Below are 21705 nucleotides of genomic sequence, written 5' to 3'. Positions count from 1 at the left end.
AAGATCGACGGTGGCCGCCAGCCTCACCACCGGCCGCGCGCTGCGCTACGCCAAGGGCTCCGCCCGCGGTCTCCTACACCAAGCCTTGGGACACGGCCGAGAACAACCCCGGAGAGCCGGTCGATCTGGTGATGAACCGGTGGGCCGAGCTGGTCACCGAGGCGTCGGGCGGCGACGTCGCGCTGGAGCTGTTCCCGTCGTCCCAGCTGGGCGCCAAGCAGGACGTGATCGAGCAGGGGATGATGGGCGTGAACGTCATCACCATCGCCGATGTGGGGTTCCTGACCGATTACGACCCCGATCTGGGCATCCTCTTCGGCCCCTATCTGACCGACAGCCCCGAAAAGTTGTTCGAGATCTACGAATCCGACTGGTTCAAGGAGAAGGAGGCCGCGCTGCGCGAGAAGGGCATCCATATCGTCATCTCGAACTACCTTTACGGTACGCGGCAGCTGCTGACCAAGACGCCGGTCGAGACGCCCGACGATCTGGCGGGGCTGAAGATCCGCACGCCCAACAACCCGATGCAGATCCGCGCCATCGAGGCGATGGGCGGCACCGCGACGCCCATGCCCCTGGGCGATGTCTATCCGCGCTGACCCAGGGCGTCATCGACGGGGTCGAGAACCCGCTGGCGGTGCTGCACGGCCAGAAGCTGCATGAACAGGCCAAGCACCTGTCGATGATCGGCTATCTGACCAACACCTCGCTGTGGCTGGGAGGAGAGGCCTATTTCGCCACGCTGGACCCCGAGGTCGTCCAGATGCTGCACGAGACCGGCCATCAGGCGGGCCTCTACAGCCAGGAACTCGCGGCGGAATCCGACGCAGAGATCCTGGCCCAGATGGAGGCGCAGGGCGTGCAGGTCACCTATCCCGACATCGCGCCGTTCCGGGAACGCGCGATGGCCTTCTATGAGATGTTCCCGGAATGGTCGGACGGTCTGTACGACCAGATCCAGGCGCAGCTGCAGGACTGACCCGCAATGGGTGCCGTCCCGCGCGGCGCCCCCTTTTCCCGGACATGACCCGATGAAACATCTTGCCGGCCTGGCCTCGGCCCTGGGTGCGCTGCTGGTTGCCGTCCTGGTGACGCTGACCGCCGCCGCCGTCTTCATGCGCTATGTGATGGGCGCGCCGATCTCCTGGACCGAGGAGGTCTCGGCCATCCTGATGATCTGGATCATCATGCTGGGCGCGATATCCTGCGAATGGCACCGCCAGCACCTGACCATCGATTTCGCGGTGGCCTGGCTGCCGCGACCGGGGCGGCGGTGGCTGGGCGTCGCGGTGGCGCTGCTGTCGGTGGCGGTGCTGCTGACGATGGCCTGGCTGGCCTGGGGTCTGGCGCAGGGCGCGGGGTTCAAGCGGACGCAGATCCTGGGCGTGTCCTGGTTCTGGATGAACCTGGCGGTGGTGGTGGGCGCCCTGGGTGCTAGCGCCGTGACGCTGTGGCGGATGGTCCTGCCCGCCCGCGACCCGCTGGACCCCGCATTGGAGGATGACCTGTCGTGACCTGGATCATCATCATCCCCATCATGCTGGCCATGTTCCTGCTGAACATGCGCATCTATCTGGCGATGTTCGCGGGCATCCTGGGCTATTTCCTGTTCTTTTCACCGGTGCCGCTGGCCATCGCGGTCCAGCGATTCATGTCCCCGGCCGAGAACGCATCCCTGCTGGCGATCCCGTTCTTCGTGCTGCTGGGCACGCTTTTGGGCAGTGCGGGCATCGCCACGCGCCTGCTGCGGCTGGCCGATCTACTGGTCGGGCGGCTGACGGGGGGCCTGGGCCATACCAACGTGATGCTGTCCACGCTGATGGGAGGAATCTCGGCCTCGAACCTGGCGGATGCGGCGATGATGTGCCGCATGATCGTCCCCGAGATGGAGCGGCAGGGCTACAAACGCTCGATCGCGGCGGCGATCACGGCGTGTTCGTCGCTGATCACGCCGATCATCCCGCCGGGCATCGCGCTGATCATCTATGGGCTGGTGGCCGATGTGTCGATCGGGTCGATGTTCGTGGCGGGCATCCTGCCGGGGCTGATGTGCTGCGCGCTGCTGCTGATCGCCGTCTGGCTGGTCGCCCGGCGCGAGGGTTACAAGCCGTCGCGCACCACCTGGCCCACCATGCGAGAGACCGGGACCACGCTGCTGGGCGCCTGGCCCGCGCTGTTCCTAGTCGTGGTGATCGTGGGCGGCATCCGTTTCGCGATCTTCACGCCGACCGAGGCCGGGGCCATCGCCACCGTCACCACCCTGTTCATCGGCGTCTTCGTCTATCGCGAGATGCGCCTGCGCGACGTCACCCAGGCCTTTGCCGAGACCGCGCGCCAGACGGCGGCGGTGCTGCTGGTCATCATGACCAGCTCGGCCCTGGCCTGGATCTTCACGCTGGAGCGGGCGGGCGTCAGCATGGCGGAATTCATCACCGCGCTGACCACCAACCCTTACGTCTTTCTGCTGGTCATCAACATCGCCCTGCTGATCCTGGGCATGTTCATCGAAGGCACCGCGCTGATGATCATCCTGGTGCCGCTCCTGAAACCCGTGCTGGTCCAGCTGGGGATCGACCCGGTGCATTTCGGGCTGATCATGATCCTGAACCTGTCCATCGGCACGCTGACGCCCCCGGTGGGGACGGTGCTGCTGCTGGTGTGCAACCTGACGCGGGTGTCCATCGTCGATTTCGTGCGCGATGGGTGGCCGTTCCTGCTGGCCATCCTGCTGGCGCTGCTGCTGGTGACCTATGTGCCCTTCCTGTCGCTGGCCCTGGTCTGAGGGTCAGAACAGCGACAGATCGAAAGGATCGCTGGCGGCGGGCCGGGTGGTGGCGATGGTCGCCCCCGGTCCCGACAGGGTCGCGATCTGCTGGGCCAGAATGGCGATGGCCTGGCTGGCGGCCTGGGCCGTGGCTGCCGCACCCTGTGCCGCCATCGGCACCCGGATGTCAAAGCTGCGCGCATGGTTCGCACCGCCCCCCGACAGCCCGTCATCGGACACGAAATAGCGCCCCGACAGGCGATAGCTATTGTCGGCTTGGGCCAGGGCGCGTTCGACGCGCACCTCCAGCACGCGGGCCGGGGGCTGAGCCAGGGGCCAGGGCTCGCTGATGACGGTGGCACCCGACACGTCGCTGATCGCGCGGGCCAGCGTCGTGGTGAAGGCCCGCGCCGGATTGTCTGCCCACAGGTTGTCGGGGGTAGAGCGCACGGCCCCGTCGGGGGTCTGGAATGCGACCTCCTGATCCGAGGCGTAATCGGGCAGGGACACGTCCTTCAGCTCCGCAGTGCCCAAGCGGTTGGGCACCTGCACGCCGCTGACCGGCGGGTCGATCAGATAACGCCCGGTCTTTTCAGGGTTCGAACAGGCGCCCAGCAGGGTCGCGCCCATCAGGGCGGCCAGGGGCAGGCGGAACAGCGGGGCTAGGGTCATGTCTATCGTCCCAGGATGAAGGCGCGGGGATTGCGTTCGATCAGCCGGGCGACCGAGCCGATGGATTGGGTCGCCCGGCGCAGCTCGCGCAGCGCGCCGATCAGTTCGTTGTTGAAGGCCGACCGGTCGCCATAGCTGGAAAACAGCGTGTCGGCCCGTCCGGCGGTGGCCTGCAGACGCTGGATCAGCGCGGGCAGCTGCTGGACCGACACCGCGATCTGGTCGGCGGCGGTGCTGGCCGAATTCAGCGCATTGTTCAGGCTGCCCACCGCATTGCCGTCGCGCAGGTCGTTCAGAAGGCCGGTCGCGGCCTCCAGCGTGTTCGACAGGTTGCGCGGCAGCTGTTCGGCGTCTTGGCTGCCTAGCATGGCGCGCAGGTCGGCCAGGATTCCCTCGGCCTGCAGGCTGATCTCGGCAAAGCCGAATTCCTCAACCGCGGCGGCGGCGGCGTCGATCTGATCGACCATCGCGGGCACGTCGGCGGCGGCTTCGGTCACGGCGGTGAAGGCGGCGGAGGCCTCGTCCAGCATCCGCGCCAGGGTCTGGCCGCTGTCGGCCTGGCGCAGATCGCCGGTGATCGCGGCGATGTCGGACAGCGCGACGCTGCCCCCCTCGATCGCCTCGCGCAGCGCCAGGGGAATCGCGCGGGTGTCCTGCGATGTCGCAAGCGCGGTGATGCTGTCCAGCGTGTCGCGGGCCGAGGTCAGCAGCTCTTCGATGGGCAGATTGCCGATGCGGTTGACCAGGCCTTGGGCGCTGGCGGTGAAATCGTCCAGATCCCCCTCGACCGAGGGCAGCAGTGGATTGGGACCGGTTTCCGTGTCGATGGTCGCGGGTTCGGCCCCCGGAATGGTGACCAGCTCGACCATCAGGGTGGTGCCTAGAAAGCCTGCGCTGGCCACGCGTGCGCGCAGCCCGTCGCCGACCTCCTCGGTCAGCAGGGCCAGCGCGTCGTCTGCGGTGGACCCATCGCCCAGACCCATCCGGCGCGGAGAGATCAGCATGGTCACCAGCTGTCGGGGCGTGACGTTGCCATCGCCATCATCGGTCAGGGTGACGGCCAGCTCGGTCACGCGGCCCACGCGCAGGCCCTGGAACTGGACATCGGCGCCGCGCTCCAGCCCTTGCAGGCTGTCGTCGATCAGCATGCCGACGCGCAGCAGGGCGGTGTCGTCATCCTCGAAGCGCGCGGTGCGGGCGGTGCCCTCGTCAGGCTGGACGGCGAATTCCTGGCCCGGCTGGACCGGCGCGCCGCCGCTGACGAAGGTCTCGAAGGCGATGCCGCCCTGCAGCAGCGAGGACAGTGAATTGACGTTCAGCGCCACCCCCTGCGCCCCAAGCGAGACCGAGAACCCGGACGTGTCCCAGAACACCGTGGCGCTGGACAGGCGGGCGTCATGGGGCGCCTCGATGAAGGCATCGACCAGCACGCGGTCGCTGGCCTCGTCCAGGCGGACGTTCTCCAGCCGCCCGACCTCGACACCGCGGAACAGGACCGGCGCGCCCTCGGACAGGCCGTCGGCGGTCTCCATCGACAGCCGGACCCAGGTGCCGGGCTGGTCGTTGCGGATCAGGGGCGGGCGTTCCAGCCCCACAAACCGGGTCGCGGGCGCGGTGACATCGGCGTCCCAATACCCCTCGATGAAGGCACCGCTAAGGACCGTGTCCAGGCGCGTCACGCCCTGCGCGCTGACCTGCGGGCGCACGATCCAGAAGGCCGCCTGATCGTCGATATATTGCGCCACCTCGGTGTTGACGCGCAACGAGACGACGACGCGGGACAGATCTTCGGTGAACTTCACGCCCTCGACCCGGCCCACGGTGATCTCGCGAAAGCGCAGTGAGGTGTCGCCGGGGGTGATGCCGGTCGCGTCGGCAAATTCGACCTCGATCACGCTGCCGCGGTCGCGAAAGGCGTTCCAGGCGATGCCCAGGGTCACGACAAGCGCGATGATCGGCACGATCCAGATCACGTTGATCCCCGCCTGTGCCGCTCGGGCGGCTGTCTTGCGCACGGGGCTGGCCGGCGTCAGGGGCGGGGGCGTGTCGGTCATCGGCAGTCCTTGGGAATCGCGTGGGTGGCGTTCAGCGGCGGCTGCGCAGGGGCAGGCCGCGCCAGATCAATCGTGCGTCAAAGCTTTGCGCGGAAAGCATCGTGAAGGCAACCGACAGCGCGAAGGACACCGCCGCAGGCCCCGGATGGATCGAGGCGACAAAGCCCAGTTGCACCAGCGCGGACAGGATCGCCACAACAAAGACGTCGATCATCGACCAGCGCCCGATGAATTCCACCACCTCATAGATCTTCAGCCGGGTGTGGGCCTGATCGGTCGTGGCGGGCCTGCCCGCGACGATCGCCAGCCAGGCGATGGCGATGAACTTGCCCACCGGCACGATGACCGAGGCGACAAAGACGATGATCGCGATGTCCCAGCTGCCATAATGGATCAGCTCCATCACGCCGCCCAGGATCGTGGCCTCAGAATTGCCGGCCAGGCCCGCGAAGGTACGGGTACTCATCATCGGAAAGACGTTGGCGGGAATATAGGCGATGATGCCCGCCAGCCACCAGGCCCAGACCTTTTGCAGGCCGCGCCGGTCGGGGGGCACCAGATGCGCGCCGCAGCGCCGGCAGCGGTCCTGTTCCAGCGGCCAGACGCGGCCGCAGCGGTGGCATCCGATCAGACCGGCACGATGGGCGGTCAGGACCGGGGCCGCCGGCTGGTCTGTGGGGGCGCTCATGCGTCGTGGGCCAGGGCGGGGGGATCGGTGCGGGCGGGCTGGGGGCGGACCGGGTCGGGGCCAAAGGTCGTCCGGACCCCGGCATCCTCGATCGCGTCCCAGATGGAGGTCTGGCACATGAAGGCGCGGCTGGCCAGGTTCACGAAGATCAGCGCGCAGAACGCCCAGAAGGCCGGTCCCAGATGGACCGTCGCCAGCCCCGCCACCTTGACCAGAGCCACGGCGGTGCCGATCACGAAGATCTCGGCCATGGACCAGGGGCGCAGGATCTCGGACCAGCGGAAGGCGCGGGCGGCATGGCGGTGGGGCGGGCGGCCCTGCGCCAGCGGCACCAGCGTATAGACCAGCAGGAAGGACCGCGTGATCGGCAGGCCGATGATCATCGCCAGCACCGCGATGACCAGCGGCAGCAGCACCCCGTCGGCAAAGGCCAGCGCCACGTCGAAGAGAGAGCTGGCATTGCCGAAGCCCATCGTCGAGACCTCAAGGAACGGAAAGAACACCGCCCCCACCAGCAGCACCATCGAGGTGAAGGCCAGCGCGATCAGCTGGGCAAAGGCCCCGTCGCGCGGCTTGGCCAGGACCGTGCCGCAGCGGACGCAGCGCGCGGTCTCTCCGGGGTCGAGATCCTCCTCGACATGCAGGGCGTCGCAGAGCGGGCAGGCCATCAGCCCGGCCCCGGTCGCCAGATCATAAGTCTTGTCGCGTTCCATCGGCCCAAGATAGTGCCGCCAGCCCACCGCGCAAGCGCGACGCAAGCCGGTCATGCGAATTTGCGCGACGCCGCGGCGCTAATGCCGCGATCCGGCCCGCGCGGCCGAGGTCAGGACCACCTGACGCGGATCGCCCGAGCCCGACCCGCCACCAAAGGCCGCCTGTCCAACCTTGAAGGACAGCGCCAGGCGATAGCAGCCGTCCTGCGGTTCGGCGCTGATATCGCCTTCCAGCTGCATCGAGAAGGCCTCGATCAACTGGCTGCCCAGGCCGGTGCCGCTGGCGGCCTCGTCGGGGCCGGTGGAGTTCACGACCTCCAGCAGCCCGCGCCCCGGCTTGGGCGAGGTCAGCGCGACGCGCACCCAAGGGTTGCCCCCATCGGCGGGTCGCCCGGCATATTTCACGGCGTTGGTAAAGGCCTCGGTGGTCAGCAGGGTCAGCGGGACCGCCTGGTCGGGCAGCATGGTCAGCGGCTGGATGTCGGTGTGCACGATCAGGTCGCGTCCCGCCCCTGCCGAGGCCGATGACAGCTGGGTAATGATGTCCGAGATCAGCCGGTCGGCATTCACCTGATCCAGCTGTTCGGCCTGATAGAGGTTGCGATAGATCGTGGCCAGCGCCGCGACCCGGTCCTGAACCGACCGCAGCACGCGTTTCGCATCGCGGTCGTCGATCAGGCGGCTTTGCATGTTGATGATCGAGGCAATCAGCTGAAGGTTGTTCTTGACCCGGTGGTGGACCTCCTTGAGCAGGACGGTCTTTTCGATCACGGCCTGTTCCATCGCCTCTTCGTCGCGGATCAGGATGCGGGCCATGTTGTGGAATGTCTGGCTGACATCCGCGATCTCGGTGGGGGCGTCGGTCAGGACCGGGGGCGGGGTGTCGCGATTGCCGATGGCGAAACGGCGCATCTGGCCGCGCAGCACGGTGATATGGCGCAGGACCAGCCGGAACACTGCGAAATAGGCCACGGCCAGCGACACCACCCACAGCGCCACGGGCAGCATCACCGCGCCGAACCGCGACAGCTGGAACAGGCCCACGCCCGCGATGCTGGGGCTCCAACTGCCCAGGGCATAGACCAGGCCGGGCACGACCGGCACCACGGTAAAGACCCGCATCTCTCCGTTGTTGGCGCGCGACCGGAAGGTGGCCTCGCCCTGGCCGGGCAGGTTGATCAGGGGCACGTCGCGCGGCAGCAGGGTGGTGGGGTCGTCGCCCTGGGTGGTGTCCGCGATCAGCACGCGCCCGGCATTGTTGAAGGTCAGGATGCGCGCACCCTCGGTCCCGAAATCCATCGCATGGGTCGAACGCAACAGCTCCTGGCTGAGCGACAGGGCGGTCAGGCCCAGCAATTCGCGGTCGCGATACAGGGGTTGCAGGACGACAACCACGGGTTCACCGCTGACCGGGCCGCGGGCCAGGGCCGTCACGGCGGTCATGGGCACCTGCATGAAATCGGTCAGCAGATCGCTGTCGGACAGATCTAGCGGCGGCAGACCGGCCGGGGCCGAACTGCACGAGACGCTTCCATCCACCGGTACGAACAGCGCCTGGCGATAGGTGCCGCTGCGCTGGACAAAATTGCGCAGCAGGTCGGAACAGATGTCGGGCCGGTCCAGGCTTTCCAGGATGGCAGGCCCCAGGGCATCGGCCGAGCCAAGCGCGCTTTGCAGCAGCGCACGTTCGCCAGCGGCAGCCGAGGCGGTGCGGCCCAGCAGCGCGATTTCGGCGCTGCGTTCCGCCTCACGCGAGAGGTGAAGGTTCTGGACCAGCGAGATCAGGCCGATGGGCAGGATCGCGATGGACAGAAGCGCCCCGAGTCGAAACCCGAGGCGCCGCGTAAATTCCATCCGTTCCGTGATCCGCCTCAGCACCTCGACAGCCTCAGCGGGAGCTGTAGTTGTTCTGCGCCATCACGGCCAAGGTGGCCTGATCGGTCATGTTCAGCTCCTCGCCCTGTTCCAGGTGCAACAGCTCGGCCAATTTGCGGCGACCGCGATTGGCGCGCGACTTGACCGTGCCCACCGCGACGCCGGTCATGTCGGCGGCCTCCTCGTAGGAGAAGCCCGAGGCCCCGACCAGGATCAGCGCCTCGCGCTGTTCGTCGGGCAGCTTGTCGAAGGCCACGCGGAAATCGCGCAGGGCCAGGCGGCCGTCATGGTCGGGCCGGGTCGCTTGGCGTGCGGCATGGATGCCGTCGCTGTCGCTGACCTCGCGCTTGGTCTTGCGGCGCGACGAATAGAAGGTGTTGCGCAGGATGGTGAACAGCCAGGCGCGCAGATTCGTGCCGGCCTGAAACTTGTCCATGTTCGTCCAGGCCTTGACGATGGTATCCTGTACCAGATCGTCCGCCGAAGCGCCTTCGCGGGTCAGCGACAACGCAAAGGCCCGCAGCGCGGGCAGGTGGTCGACCAGCTGGTCGCGGGGATGGATCGAGGGGGATCTGGTCATGAAAGCAACTTACCGGAACAGGGTGACGCAAGGGCAGGGCTGGCCGGGGTCCGGGTCATTCCTGTTCCTTCAGTTTCTTGAGCAGCTCAAGAAACCTGTCCGGAATCTGGTCAGTGGCGTCCTGTTCGTAGACCCGCTTGAGGTTCTCATCGATCTGTTTTTCCACTGCCGCTCTCCGACGGTCGTCTCGTTTCGGTGTCATATTCGTGTCAGTCCTGACAAACTTGTGCGCACAGCATGCAACCGATAGGGGGTTCAGTTGGTTCCCTGCCATACGCGATTTAAGAGGACTGTGTAATGACTGTTGCCGATCTGGCCCAATCCATCGGGCGTGAGCTTCCGTTTCTGCGCCGCTACGCGCGCGCCCTGACCGGCAGCCAGCGCGCCGGCGACAATTATGCAGCCGCTACGCTGGAGGCGATCCTGACCGATCGCAGCGTGCTGGACGGCGAGGACGACCTGCGCATCGCGCTGTTCAAGACTTTTCACGTGATCTGGCAAAGCTCGGGCCAGCCGGTCGAGGATGCGGACATGTCCGCCCGCGAGCGTCGCGCCCAGGGCCATCTGCGCGGCCTGACGCCCAATTCCCGCGAGGCGCTGCTGCTGCGCACCATCGAGGAGCTGCGCAGCGACCAGATCGCCCGCGTCATGCAGATCGAGGTCGCCGAGGCCGACGAGCTGGTGCAGATCGCCCTGAACGAGATGGGTCAGGCCCTGCGCGGCAAGGTCATGGTCATCGAGGATGAGATGATCATCGCGATGGACCTGAAGGGCATCGTGCAGGCGATGGGCCATGACGTGACCGGCGTCGCGCGCACCCACACCGCCGCGATCGACCTGGCGGGCAAGCACCGCCCCGACCTGATCCTGGCCGACATCCAGCTGGCCGACGGATCGTCGGGCGTGGATGCCGTGAACGAGCTGCTGGCCAGCATGGGCGACATTCCGGTGATCTTCATCACCGCCTTCCCGGAGCGTCTGCTGACCGGCGACCGCCCCGAGCCCGCCTTCCTGATCTCCAAGCCCTACAGCGAGGAGCAGGTCCGTTCGGCGGTCAGCCAGGCGATGTTCTTTGCCTCGACCGAGGGCCTGTCGGCCTGATCCAGAAGGGGGCGCCCGCGCAGGGCGCCCCGTCATTTGGCCTTGTCGGCCAGAATGGCGTCAAAGCCGCTGCGCGCCTCGCGGGCGGCCTTCATGCGGCGGCGGCGGGCCAGCTCGACATTGATCAGCGCGCCCAGCAGCACCGAAAACCCCGCCAGATAGAACCACATCAGCAGCGCCACCACCGTGCCGATCGAACCATAGATGCGGTTGTAGCTGTTGAAGCTGCCCAGATAGGCCGAAAAGGCGATGGAGCCCGCCGACCACAGCACGGCGGCGAACAGCGCGCCCAACGTAAAGATCGGCGTGCGCGGCGTCTTGACGTTGGGGCCATAGCGATACAGCACGCCGATGGTCACGATGACCAGCAGGAACATCCCCGCCCAGGGCAGCACCGTCAGCAGCATGGACCGCACCGGCGCGAACACCATGAAGTTCAGCAGCACCGGCACCACCACGATGGTCGCCAGCCCCGCCAGCGAGATCCCCACGATCACCAGCGTCAGCGCATAGGCCAGCACGAAACCGAAGATGGTGGAATGGGCACGCACGCCATAGGCCGCGTTCAGCCCCCGGATCAGCGCATCCACCCCGGCCCGCGCCGCGATGGTGGCGATCATGAACGAGATGAACGAGGTCCAGCCCATCGACGTCCGCCCGTTCTGGGTCAGGGTCGTCACCTGGTCGTCGACGATGTCCGAGGCCCCGTCGGGCAGGAACTCATGCGCGACATCCAGATAGGCCAGCACGACCAGCGGGTCGAACCACAGGCTCCACAGCGCGATGATGGCGGCCAGGCCGGGAAAGACCGCGAACATGGCGTAAAAGGCCACGCCCGCCGCGATCAGGGTCATGTGGGTCTTGTCCATCCGTTCGAAGATGGCGCCCCAGAAAGAGCCGATGTCGCGCAGCCAGTCCAGCATTCCGCATCCCTTTTCGCCAGAATGGGCCGCGCAGCCCCCGCGTGCAAGACCGCCGTCAGGTCGCGGCGTAGCGCGCCCAGACCGAGTCCTCGCCCAGCTTGGCGACGAAGGCGGCATGCGCCTCGGCCTCGGCCGGGGTCAGGCGGGGGGGCAGGGCGCGGGCGCGGGCCGCGCGGGGGCGCATCTGGCCGTCGGGCATCCGCGACGCGTCGTCGCCCGAGGGACGGTCCAGCACCAGGTCGGGCTGGCGCCCGCCGATCAGCTCCAGATAGACCTCGGCTAGCAATTCGCTGTCCAGCAGCGCGCCGTGCAGCTCCCGGCCCGAATTGTCCACGCCAAAGCGGCGGCACAGCGCGTCCAGCGTCGCGGGCGATCCCGGGAATTTCTCGCGCGCCAGCATCAGCGTGTCCAGCGCCCGTGACCAGGGCAGCGGCTTGTGGCCCGCGCGCTTCAGTTCGGCGTTCAGGAATTTCATGTCAAAGCTGGCATTGTGGATCACCAGCTTGGCGTCGTCGGCGATGAAGTCCATGAAATCGCTGACGATTGCCGCGAATTTCGGCTTGTCGCGCAGGAAATCGTCGCCCAGGCCGTGGACGTCGAACGCCTCCTTGGGCATCGACCGTTCGGGGTTGATATAGACGTGAAAGGTGCGCCCGGTCGGCAGGTGGTTGATCAGCTCCAGCGCCCCGATCTCGACGATGCGGTCCGCGCCTTCGGCGTCAAAGCCGGTGGTTTCGGTGTCCAGGACGATCTCACGCATGGGGGGCAACCTCGTTCACGATATGGGCGACGGCGGCGCGGGCGGCGTCCAGGCTGTCGGTCGGAATGATCCAGTCCGCGCGGGCGCGCTTGTCCGCGTCAGGCATCTGGCGCGCCAGGATCATGGCCAGCATATCGCGCGTCATGCCCGGGCGTGCAAGCACGCGGGCGGCCTGGGTTTCGGGGTCGGTGGACACGACCGCCACCCCGTCCAGGTCCGGGGGCTGCGCGCTTTCGAACAGCAGCGGGATGTCCAGGACGACCAGGGGTGCGCCGTCATGTCGCGCCAGAAAGGCCTGCCGATCCTGCGCCACGAGGGGGTGGACGATCCCCTCCAGCCGCGCCAGCGCGCCGGAATCGGCGGCCAGCGCGTCCTTGAGGGCCGCGCGGTCGATGCCGCCGCCGCGAAGCGCGGTCGGAAAGGCCGCGGCGACCGGGTCCACCGCCGCGCCGCCCTGGGCATAGAGTCGGTGGACAGTCTCATCGGCATCCCAGACCGGATGCCCCAGGTCGCGGAACATCTGCGCGGTCGTTGATTTGCCCATGCCGATGCTGCCGGTCAGGCCAAGACGAAAGGTCATTCCAGCGCGACCCTGCGCGCCTGGTCGTCGACATCCGGGCGCTGGCCGAACCAGCGTTCGAAACCGGGCGCGGCCTGATGCAGCAGCATGCCCAGCCCATCGACGATGCGACAGCTGCGAGCCTGCGCCTCGGTCAGGAAGGGGGTCATCAGCGGGGTATAGACCAGGTCGGTGACCAGCGCGTCGGGCGACAGCGCGTCCATCGGCACGCGCAGGGGCTGCTTGCCCTGCATGCCGAGCGAGGTGGCGTTTACCACGGTCGAGGCGCCCTCCAGCATGTTGCCGACCTGCGCCCAGTCATAGACGACCAGCCGGGCGCCGAATTCGGCCTTGATCTGTTCGGCGCGCAGGCGGGTGCGGTTGGTGATGCGCAGTTCCTTGACGCCGCTGTCCAGCAGTGAGGCCACGACCGCCCGCGCAGCCCCCCCGGCCCCGATCACCGCCGCCGGCCCCCGGTCGGGCTGCCAGTCGGGGACGTTCTGGCGCAGGTTCGCGATGAAGCCGTAGCCGTCGGTGTTGTCGGCGTGAATCTTGCCGTCGGGACGAAAGATCAGCGTGTTTGCCGCGCCGATCAGTGCGGCGCGGTCGGTGACCGTGTCGGCCAAGGTCAGCACGGCCTCCTTGTGGGGGATGGTGACGTTCGCACCGACGAAACCGGCGCGGGGCAGGATGCGCAGCACCTCGGCCAGGTGTTCGGGCATCACCGGGATCGGGACGTAATGGCCCGGCAATCCGTATCGGGCCAGCCAATGCGCGTGCAGCCGCGGAGAGCGTGAATGCGCAATCGGCATGCCGATCACCCCGGCCAGGGGGGCATGGCTGATCTGGCTGGCGGGCAGGTCGTCTTGCATGGGCTTGATCATCACATCGCGGGTTCAGGGACAAGACTAGGGGCAGCACGGGCAGCGCGAAAGCCCCCCTGGGCACGGGATCGGACCCTGTGGCGGGGACGGCGCAGCCCCCGTGTGGACAAGTGGCGGGGGGAATCGGTGCGGGGCCTGCGGGCAAGCCGAGTCAATCCCTGACATGGGGCGATTTTCGCCAGGAACGGAACAAGAACGACGTGAGCTTCTCCACAGGTGGACGAATCATCCACCGAAACGGGCCATTCTGTGGACAAGTAAAAGGCAGGATCATTATCCGCAAAGTTATCCACAAATAACAGCTTTGTTTACAAACGGTTTTCGGGCTGTGGCACCGGTTTTTCACATCCTTGTCCACAGACGGTGATTCTGAGGAAATCACGGTGAGCAGAGTCCACGTCCTGCTATCCACAGGCCCTACTTCTACAACATTCCTTTCTTTATCCTTTTTATTTAAGAGAAGGGGGAAGAGAGGTTTCCCGATGTTCGACTGGCTGGCCCTGATCTATCCCTACGTGAAGGCCTTCCATGTGATGGCCGTCATTTCCTGGATGGCGGGGCTGTTCTATCTGCCCCGGCTGTTCGTTTATCACGCCGAACGCCGTGCCGGATTGGCCGAGCCGGTCGCCAGTTTCGTCATCATGGAGGACAAGCTGCTGCGGCTGATCATGAATCCGGCGATGATCGCGACCTGGATCAGCGGTCTGTCGCTGGTGCTGACGCCCGGGATCGTCAGCTGGGACATGATCTGGCCGTGGATCAAGGCCATCTGCGTGATCGCGATGAGCGCGTTTCACATGTGGTGCGCCCGAGAGCGCAGGATTCTGGCGGGCGGAACCGCGCAGGCGGGGCGCACCTATCGTCTGATGAACGAGGTTCCGACCCTGTTGATGGTGGCGATCGTGTCTTCGGTGATCATCAAGTTCTGATCGAAAAGATTGACTCGTGCGGACCGGGGCCTTATCTGCGCCCCAACCCCGGCCGTCCGGCACGGGATTCCCTGGAACACCCGTCTTCTCCGCTCCGATATGTCGCGCGGCCGAAAGTTTGCATCAGAATGACCGAAGAACGCCTGAATCTGTCCGACCTCAAGGCCAAAAGCCCCGCCGACCTGCTGTCGATGGCCGAGGAATGGGAGATCGAGAACGCCTCGACCATGCGCAAGGGCGAGATGATGTTCTCGATCCTCAAGGAGCATGCCGAGGAGGGGTGGGAAATCGGCGGTGGCGGCGTGCTGGAGGTCGTGCAGGACGGATTCGGGTTCCTGCGCTCGACCGAGGCGAACTATCTGCCCGGTCCCGATGACATCTATGTCAGCCCCGACATGATCCGGCAGCATTCGCTGCGCACGGGCGACACAGTCGACGGTGTGATCCGCGCACCGGGCGACAACGAACGCTATTTCGCGATGACCAAGGTCGAGACGATCAACTTTGAGGATCCCGAAAAGGCGCGTCACAAGGTGGCCTTCGACAACCTGACGCCGCTTTATCCCGATGAGCGGCTGAAGATGGAGATCGAGGACCCGACCCTGAAGGATCGCAGCGCCAGGATAATTGATCTGGTCGCGCCGATCGGCAAGGGCCAGCGGTCGCTGATCGTGGCGCCCCCGCGGACCGGCAAGACGGTCCTGCTGCAGAATATCGCGCATTCGATCGAGAAGAATCACCCCGAATGCTATCTGATCGTCCTGCTGATCGACGAACGCCCCGAGGAAGTCACCGACATGCAGCGCAGCGTGCGCGGCGAGGTGGTGTCGTCGACCTTCGATGAACCGGCCAGCCGACACGTCGCCGTGTCGGAGATGGTGATCGAGAAGGCCAAGCGACTAGTCGAGCATAAACGAGATGTTGTGATCCTTTTGGACTCGATCACAAGACTTGGCCGGGCCTTCAACACTGTTGTGCCCAGCTCGGGCAAGGTGCTGACTGGTGGTGTCGATGCGAATGCCCTGCAGCGCCCGAAGCGCTTCTTTGGCGCGGCGCGCAACATCGAGGAGGGCGGCAGCCTGACCATCATCGCCACCGCGCTGATCGATACGGGATCGCGCATGGACGAGGTGATCTTCGAGGAGTTCAAGGGAACGGGCAACAGCGAGATCGTGCTGGACCGCAAGGTCGCCGACAAGCGCGTCTTCCCGGCGATGGACATCCTCAAGTCCGGCACGCGCAAAGAAGAGCTGCTGGTCGATAGCAAGGATCTGCAGAAGACCTATCTGCTGCGGCGCATCCTGAACCCGATGGGCACGACGGATGCCGTCGAGTTCCTGATCTCCAAGATGAAGCAGACCAAGAGCAATGCCGAGTTCTTCGACTCGATGAACGCCTAGACGGGGCAGCGATGGACCTGATCTTTGCAGAGGCCACCCCGCCCGGGCGGGGGGGCGTTTCCGTGATCCGGCTGAGCGGTGATCGTGCCCGGGCCGTGGCGGAGACGCTGGTCGGGTCGATGCCGCTGTCGCGCCACGCCTATTTCCGCGCGGTGACCCATGAGGATGAGCCGATCGATCAGGCGCTGGCGATGTGGTTCGCGGCGGGTTCCAGCTTTACCGGCGAGGAGGTCGCGGAACTGCACCTTCACGGGGCGCCCGCGGTGGTCCGCAGGGTGGGGGCCGCACTGCTGGACTTGGGGGCACGTCCGGCCGATGCTGGAGAGTTCACGCGGCGGGCGTTCCTGCACGGTCGGATGGACCTGGCCGAGGTCGAAGGTCTAGGCGATCTTCTGATTGCGGAAACGGAGTCGCAACGGAAGTTGGCCCTGAGGGCGGCTGGCGGTGAATTGGCCCGAAAGCTGGCGGGCTGGCGCGACATGCTGATCGAGGCCGGGGCGCTGGTCGAGGTCAGCGTCGATTTTGCGGATGAGGATGTCCCCGATGAGGTGCCGCCCCGGGTTTTTGACCTGGTGGCGACATTGCGTCAGGCCTTGCAGCAGGAGCTGGACGGGTTTCGCGCCGCAGAGCGTGTGCGTGCCGGCTTTGACATCGCGATCATCGGGCCTCCGAACGCAGGAAAATCGAGCTTTCTGAATCGGTTGGCCAAAAGAGATGTTGCCATCGTGTCAGACCGTGCCGGCACGACGCGGGATGTCATAGAGCTGAGATACGATCTTGAAGGTCTGGCGGTGGCCTTTCTGGATACTGCAGGTCTGAGGGAGTCGGGCGATGATATCGAGCAGATCGGTATCGAAAGAGCGTTTTCCCGGGCGCGGGCAGCCGACATGAGGATTCATCTGTCACGGGACGGTTCGCGGGTCGATGAGCTGTGGGTGCCGGGCGATCTTGTGGTGCAGAGCCACGCCGACCTTGGTGCCTCTGCGCCGTTGGCGATTTCTGCCGTCACAGGGCAGGGGATCGGTGCAGTCTTGACGCAAATCGTTGAGACGCTTGGGTCGAAGGTCTCAGACGCCGGACTGATCAGTCACGAGCGGCAACGTTTGGAGGTCGTCTCGGCCTTGGCTGCATTGGAGGGTGCTGACTCTCTGCCTGCTGAACTGTTGGCTGAATCGCTTCGCCGTGCCAATATCGCTTTGGATCGCCTACTTGGACGAATCGATCCTGATGACTATCTGGACAAAATATTCTCGTCCTTCTGCATCGGGAAATAGGGAGTGTTTCACGTGAAACATTACGACGTTGCAGTGATTGGCGGAGGGCATGCCGGATTGGAGGCTGCCACATCAGCCGCCCGGATGGGCGCTGCTGTTATCCTGCTGACAATGCGCAAAGAAGACATTGGAACTCTTTCATGCAATCCGGCGATCGGAGGGCTGGGAAAAGGGCATTTGGTTCGCGAGGTTGACGCCATGGATGGCGTCATGGCACGTATCGCCGACCGTGCCGGAATCCAGTTCCGGCTGTTGAACCGCCGCAAGGGCCCGGCTGTTCAGGGGCCGCGCGCGCAGATGGACCGGGATCTCTACCGCAAAGCGGCTTGGGAGCTTATCAGCACTTATCCTGGCCTGGATCTCGCCTTTGGCGAGGTTGAAGATTTGCTTGGCACCAAGCAGAGGGTGACAGGTGTTCGTCTGGCGGATGGACGTGAAGTCCAAGCGAAGACTGTTGTACTGACGACGGGCACGTTCCTGCGCGGAACAATTCATATTGGGGATGAGTGCCGACAAGCCGGTCGCTGGGGCGACGGGGCTGCGCACAAACTGAGTGCCAGCATGGAGCGGTTTGGGTTAAAAATGGGACGGTTGAAAACCGGAACGCCGCCGCGGATCGATGCCAATTCCATAGATTGGACCTGCCTTGAGGTTCAGCCGGGCGACGATGAGCCCGTGATGTTCTCGTATCTCAGCGATGCACCTGAGGCGCCTCAGGTCAGCTGTGCCATCACCCACACAAATGCCATCACGCATCGGATCATACGAGAAAATCTAGGGAAATCGGCACTTTATGGTGGGAACATTACCGGGGTAGGGCCGCGATATTGCCCGTCCATTGAGGATAAAATCGTCCGATTTGCTGATAAAGAGTCGCACCAGATCTTCCTGGAGCCTGAAGGGCTGGAAAGCAGCACAGTCTATCCGAACGGCATTTCGACGTCGTTGCCTGAAGACGTTCAACTGGAATACGTGCGGTCCATTCGCGGGCTGGAAAATGCGCAGATTATTCAGCCCGGATACGCGGTGGAGTATGATTACGTGGATCCACGGTCACTCGACTCATCGCTAGCCGTCCGATCGGTCGATGGTTTATTCCTGGCCGGCCAGATCAATGGTACGACTGGGTATGAGGAGGCGGCGGCGCAAGGGCTTGTAGCGGGCGTGAACGCAGCTTTGTTTGTCCAGGGTGAGAAGCCCGTGCATTTCAGTCGATCGGACAGCTATATCGGCGTCATGATCGACGATTTGATCTCTAAGGGTGTTTCCGAACCCTATCGGATGTTCACATCCAGGGCCGAATTTCGTTTGTCCCTCCGGGCGGACAATGCGGATCAGCGCCTGACGCCGATGGCGATGCAACTTGGCTGCGCGGGCCTAGAGAGGGTTGAGGCATTTACGCGTCGCCAAGCTGCTTACGAAGCTGCGCGAGAAACCTGCGAATCCCTGCGGTTGTCGCCAACTCAACTTTCACGGATGTGCATACATGTCCGCCAAGATGGGCAATCGCGGTCCGTGTTTTCTCTGCTTGGGCAATCGGACATTGACCCTAATAGGCTTATTGCCGAGCTGCCTCAGATAGCCGCGATATCAGCTGCATCGCTAAACCAGATTAAGAACGACGCGCTTTATAGTCAGTATACCGAACGTCAGAACCGAGACGCCGACGCGCTCAAGGCGAACGCGCAAATGCTGTTAGATTCCAACCTCCGCTATGATACCCTCGGGGGGCTTTCTGCCGAACTGTCGCGAAAGTTGCAGGAGCGGCGGCCCGCTAACCTGGCAGAAGCGTCTCGAATTGAGGGCATGACGCCTGCTGCGTTGACCCTTCTTATCGCTGCATCCCGTTCCGTTGTTCGAAGTCATGCAGGATGAATGTTTCACGTGAAACAGAGGAGCGTTTGGCAACTTACCGCACTATGGTAGAAAAGTGGAATGCGCGGATCAATCTTGTTTCCGCTTCGACCATTCCTTCGTTGCGGGCGCGGCACATTGATGATTGTGCGCAGATCATTGATCACTCCGGGCCAGTAAAAGGGCGATGGGTCGACCTTGGTAGCGGCGGGGGGTTTCCTGGAATTGTGGTTGCAATCTTGACGGCGGACTGGGAGCTGAACGTTACGCTTGTTGAGAGCGACCAGAGGAAATCCGCATTTCTCCGCGCGGTTCTCCGAGAGACTGGCCTTACTAAAGCGTCTGTCATCTCGGACCGGATCGAGTCCGTACCGCCCTTGGAAGCCGATCATGTCTCTGCTCGCGCCTTGGCGCCACTGGCATCCCTTTTGCCCATGGTTGAGCGTCATATGCAGCCGCAAGGGCAGGCTTGGCTGATGAAAGGTCAGGCATGGCGCCAAGAATGTGAGGCGGCCAAAAACGATTGGCGATTTGATCTTCGTGCCATTCCCAGTAGAACAGATCCCGAAGCGGCAATTCTGAACATCACCGGAGTCTCGCATGCCTGAACAAAATATTGTGGCCATCGCGAACCAAAAGGGGGGGGTGGGGAAGACCACTACGGCTGTCAATCTGGGCGCCGCTCTGGCCGAGGCGGGACATTCCGTCATCCTGATCGACCTCGACCCGCAGGGGAATGCATCGACCGGACTGGGCATCACGGCCGACCAGAGACGCCATACAGTTTATGAGCTGTTGACCGGCGAGATCGATCTGTCCTCCGCCGCTGTTGAAACCGATGTCAGCAATCTCCGGGTTGTTCCATCGACCTCCGACCTTGCCTCTGCGGATGTGGATCTCTCCCAGACTGCGGATCGCACGCGCCTTCTGGAACGTCAGTTGGCGTCTGCGCCCGCCGGAACCATCGTTCTGATCGACTGCCCTCCGGCGTTGGGGCTGTTGACCGTGAATGCCATGGTCGCCGCATCCAGTGTTCTTGTACCGCTGCAGGCGGAATTTTATGCGCTCGAAGGGTTGTCCCAACTTCTGGGGACGGTCAAACAGGTCCGTCAAGGCGCCAATCCCCGCCTTAGGATCAACGGAATCCTACTGACCATGTCTGATTATCGCAACAACCTGTCCCAGCAGGTCGAAGCGGACGCGCGCGAAACTTTGGGTGACTTGGTCTATCCTACCGTCATTCCACGGAACGTTCGCGTGTCCGAGGCGCCGTCCCATGCGCAGCCCGTCCTTGCATACGACCCACAGTCCAAGGGTAGCGTCGCCTATCGTCAGTTCGCGACCGAGTTCATGGCTCGCCTTAACCTCATCCCGGAGATTGCATGATGTCAGATGCCAAGACCGCCAAGAGGGGCCTCGGTCGTGGACTCTCCGCCCTAATGGCGGACATGGATCTGGGAGATGCGCCCGCCAGCGCTGCGCGTGACAAGACGGTGCTGCCGATCGAGCAGATCACCGCCAACCCTGATCAGCCCCGGCGCAGCTTTGATCCAGAGGCATTGCAGGAGTTGGCGGCGTCGCTAAAGCAGCGCGGTGTTCTGCAACCGCTGATCGTCCGCCCGCATCCGCGCGATCACGGCCTGTACCAGATCGTCGCCGGTGAGCGCCGGTGGCGCGCCGCCCAAATGGCGCAGTTGCACGAGATGCCCGTGATCATCCGCGATATGTCCGATACCGAGGTCCTGGAAGTCGCGATTATCGAAAACATCCAGCGCGCCGATCTGAACGCCATCGAAGAGGCGGCGTCCTTTCGTCAGCTGATGGACCGTTTCGGCCATACGCAGGAGCGACTGGCCGAGGCCTTGAACAAAAGCCGCAGCCATATAGCGAACCTGCTGCGCCTGCTGAGCCTTCCCGATTCCGTCCAGGAGATGGTCAAGGACGGCAAGATCAGCGCAGGCCATGCACGCGCCCTGATCACTGCGCCCGACGCGGCGCAACTGGCGCGAAAGGTTGCGGAGAAGGGGCTTTCGGTCCGCGATACCGAAGATATGGTTCGCAAGCTGTCCCAATCACCCGATGCAAAGCCGCGCAAATCACCCCGCAGCTCTGAGAAGGATGCCGACACGCGTGCGTTGGAGGGTGATCTGTCAGCTCATCTCAAGATGAAGGTCGAGATTGCGCATGCAGGCCCGGATGGCGGACAGTTGGTCATCACCTACAAGGATCTGGACCAGCTTGATCACCTCTGCCAGCTTCTGGGCGGGAATGGGTAACAACATGTGGTGTCCGTTCTGAAAACAGCCACCACATTTGCTTAGAATTCTGGTCGCCGGATCAGGAAAATCGCGACAAGGCCGCAGATTCCGGCTTGGCTTGCCACAACCCAGATCGGCATCCCCACCCACCACGACAGGACCACGCCAGACGTCATCGCGCTGATCGCCCAGACTTTGGCCAGGCGCCCGACCACCCCCCGATCCCTCCACGCCCGGACCGGTGGGCCATAGGTCGGGTGGTTCATGATCCGCTGTTCCAGTACCGGCGACGACCGCGCAAAAGCCCATGCGGCGACCAGCAGGAAGGGCACCGTCGGCATGACGGGTAGGGCCACCCCGATGATGCCCAGCACTGTGAAGAACCACCCAACTGCCAACCAGAGCCTGCGCCGCATC

General features: G+C 64.5%; 22 protein-coding genes and 1 pseudogene. 11 read left to right on the top strand and 12 right to left on the bottom strand.

Features of this window, described 5'->3' with window-relative positions; all coding sequences use genetic code 11:
- The first annotated feature begins 131 nt into the window (after positions 1-131).
- From ABS73_RS16730 to ABS73_RS06030, 3 genes and pseudogenes are all read left to right on the top strand, one after another.
- A pseudogene (locus ABS73_RS16730) lies at positions 132-979 on the top strand (C4-dicarboxylate TRAP transporter substrate-binding protein).
- 52 nt (positions 980-1031) lie between these two features.
- Positions 1032-1514: a TRAP transporter small permease gene (locus ABS73_RS06035; RefSeq protein ID WP_277023330.1), complete on the top strand. Its 483-nt coding sequence runs from the start codon at positions 1032-1034 to the stop codon at positions 1512-1514.
- Entirely contained in the window at positions 1511-2782 is a 1272-nt protein-coding gene (locus tag ABS73_RS06030; protein ID WP_277023329.1) for a TRAP transporter large permease, read from the top strand. Before ABS73_RS06035 ends, ABS73_RS06030 begins: the two co-directional genes overlap by 4 nt.
- Positions 2783-2785: 3 nt before the next feature.
- Here ABS73_RS06030 and ABS73_RS06025 read toward each other — a convergent pair whose 3' ends face one another.
- Genes ABS73_RS06025 through ABS73_RS05995 form a run of 7 tightly spaced genes read right to left on the bottom strand, consistent with a single transcriptional unit; the run spans position 2786 to position 9512 of the window.
- The gene (locus ABS73_RS06025) at positions 2786-3436 is read right to left on the bottom strand and encodes a PqiC family protein (RefSeq protein WP_277023327.1); all 651 of its coding nucleotides are present in this window, start codon (positions 3434-3436) and stop codon (positions 2786-2788) included.
- A gap of 2 nt (positions 3437-3438) precedes the next feature.
- The gene (locus tag ABS73_RS06020) at positions 3439-5490 is read right to left on the bottom strand and encodes a PqiB family protein (RefSeq protein ID WP_277023325.1); all 2052 of its coding nucleotides are present in this window, start codon (positions 5488-5490) and stop codon (positions 3439-3441) included.
- Between the two features lie 31 nt (positions 5491-5521).
- Complete coding sequence (locus tag ABS73_RS06015) at positions 5522-6178, bottom strand: paraquat-inducible protein A (RefSeq protein WP_136855020.1); 657 nt, start codon at positions 6176-6178, stop codon at positions 5522-5524.
- Positions 6175-6945 (bottom strand): paraquat-inducible protein A, encoded by a 771-nt coding sequence (locus tag ABS73_RS06010; RefSeq protein WP_338118607.1) that lies wholly within the window; start codon positions 6943-6945, stop codon positions 6175-6177. Before ABS73_RS06010 ends, ABS73_RS06015 begins: the two co-directional genes overlap by 4 nt.
- A 24-nt stretch (positions 6946-6969) precedes the next feature.
- Positions 6970-8745: a sensor histidine kinase gene (locus tag ABS73_RS06005; RefSeq protein WP_277023323.1), complete on the bottom strand. Its 1776-nt coding sequence runs from the start codon at positions 8743-8745 to the stop codon at positions 6970-6972.
- A gap of 34 nt (positions 8746-8779) precedes the next feature.
- A complete protein-coding gene (locus tag ABS73_RS06000; RefSeq protein WP_136855018.1) occupies positions 8780-9346 on the bottom strand; it encodes an RNA polymerase sigma factor in 567 nt (188 codons plus the stop codon).
- Between the two features lie 55 nt (positions 9347-9401).
- The gene (locus ABS73_RS05995) at positions 9402-9512 is read right to left on the bottom strand and encodes a NepR family anti-sigma factor (RefSeq protein ID WP_231558891.1); all 111 of its coding nucleotides are present in this window, start codon (positions 9510-9512) and stop codon (positions 9402-9404) included.
- Between the two features lie 131 nt (positions 9513-9643).
- Here ABS73_RS05995 and ABS73_RS05990 point away from each other — a divergent pair, with 131 nt between their 5' ends.
- Positions 9644-10447 carry a response regulator gene (locus ABS73_RS05990; protein ID WP_136855017.1) on the top strand — a complete coding sequence of 268 codons (804 nt, stop codon included), beginning with the start codon at positions 9644-9646 and terminating at the stop codon, positions 10445-10447.
- A 32-nt stretch (positions 10448-10479) separates the two neighbouring features.
- On the opposite strand, the gene ABS73_RS05985 is transcribed toward ABS73_RS05990, so the two are convergent.
- The 4 genes from ABS73_RS05985 to ABS73_RS05970 are packed head-to-tail and all read right to left on the bottom strand — an operon-like array spanning position 10480 to position 13561.
- Positions 10480-11370 (bottom strand): YihY/virulence factor BrkB family protein, encoded by an 891-nt coding sequence (locus tag ABS73_RS05985; protein WP_277023319.1) that lies wholly within the window; start codon positions 11368-11370, stop codon positions 10480-10482.
- A 55-nt stretch (positions 11371-11425) separates the two neighbouring features.
- Positions 11426-12130, bottom strand: a complete 705-nt coding sequence (gene dnaQ, locus ABS73_RS05980; protein ID WP_277023317.1) for a DNA polymerase III subunit epsilon — start codon at positions 12128-12130, stop codon at positions 11426-11428.
- Positions 12123-12710, bottom strand: coding sequence for a dephospho-CoA kinase (gene coaE, locus ABS73_RS05975; protein WP_277023315.1), 588 nt, complete (start codon positions 12708-12710; stop codon positions 12123-12125). The genes dnaQ and coaE overlap by 8 nt, the downstream gene beginning before the upstream one ends.
- Positions 12707-13561: a shikimate dehydrogenase gene (locus ABS73_RS05970; protein ID WP_277023336.1), complete on the bottom strand. Its 855-nt coding sequence runs from the start codon at positions 13559-13561 to the stop codon at positions 12707-12709. Before ABS73_RS05970 ends, coaE begins: the two co-directional genes overlap by 4 nt.
- A 494-nt stretch (positions 13562-14055) precedes the next feature.
- Between ABS73_RS05970 and ABS73_RS05965 the strand changes: the two genes are divergently transcribed.
- The 7 genes from ABS73_RS05965 to ABS73_RS05935 all read left to right on the top strand — a co-directional run bounded on the left by ABS73_RS05965 (position 14056) and on the right by ABS73_RS05935 (position 21306).
- Positions 14056-14502, top strand: a complete 447-nt coding sequence (locus ABS73_RS05965; RefSeq protein WP_277023313.1) for a CopD family protein — start codon at positions 14056-14058, stop codon at positions 14500-14502.
- A gap of 128 nt (positions 14503-14630) precedes the next feature.
- Positions 14631-15902, top strand: coding sequence for a transcription termination factor Rho (gene rho, locus ABS73_RS05960; protein WP_136855011.1), 1272 nt, complete (start codon positions 14631-14633; stop codon positions 15900-15902).
- A gap of 11 nt (positions 15903-15913) precedes the next feature.
- Positions 15914-17176: a tRNA uridine-5-carboxymethylaminomethyl(34) synthesis GTPase MnmE gene (gene mnmE / locus ABS73_RS05955; RefSeq protein WP_277023311.1), complete on the top strand. Its 1263-nt coding sequence runs from the start codon at positions 15914-15916 to the stop codon at positions 17174-17176.
- Positions 17177-17188: 12 nt separating this feature from the next.
- The gene (gene mnmG, locus ABS73_RS05950; protein ID WP_277023309.1) at positions 17189-19051 is read left to right on the top strand and encodes a tRNA uridine-5-carboxymethylaminomethyl(34) synthesis enzyme MnmG; all 1863 of its coding nucleotides are present in this window, start codon (positions 17189-17191) and stop codon (positions 19049-19051) included.
- Complete coding sequence (gene rsmG / locus ABS73_RS05945; protein ID WP_277023307.1) at positions 19048-19638, top strand: 16S rRNA (guanine(527)-N(7))-methyltransferase RsmG; 591 nt, start codon at positions 19048-19050, stop codon at positions 19636-19638. Before mnmG ends, rsmG begins: the two co-directional genes overlap by 4 nt.
- Complete coding sequence (locus ABS73_RS05940; protein WP_277023306.1) at positions 19631-20416, top strand: ParA family protein; 786 nt, start codon at positions 19631-19633, stop codon at positions 20414-20416. Before rsmG ends, ABS73_RS05940 begins: the two co-directional genes overlap by 8 nt.
- The gene (locus ABS73_RS05935) at positions 20416-21306 is read left to right on the top strand and encodes a ParB/RepB/Spo0J family partition protein (RefSeq protein ID WP_277023334.1); all 891 of its coding nucleotides are present in this window, start codon (positions 20416-20418) and stop codon (positions 21304-21306) included. The genes ABS73_RS05940 and ABS73_RS05935 overlap by 1 nt, the downstream gene beginning before the upstream one ends.
- Before the next feature lie 41 nt (positions 21307-21347).
- Here ABS73_RS05935 and ABS73_RS05930 read toward each other — a convergent pair whose 3' ends face one another.
- On the bottom strand, positions 21348-21704 hold the full coding sequence (locus ABS73_RS05930) for a YbaN family protein (RefSeq protein WP_277023304.1): 357 nt from the start codon (positions 21702-21704) through the stop codon (positions 21348-21350).
- Position 21705 lies beyond the last annotated feature (1 nt).

Source organism: Paracoccus sp. SCN 68-21 (assembly GCF_001724535.1).
GTDB classification, from domain to species: domain Bacteria; phylum Pseudomonadota; class Alphaproteobacteria; order Rhodobacterales; family Rhodobacteraceae; genus Paracoccus; species Paracoccus hibiscisoli.
This window is presented reverse-complemented; position numbering and strand designations above follow the sequence as displayed.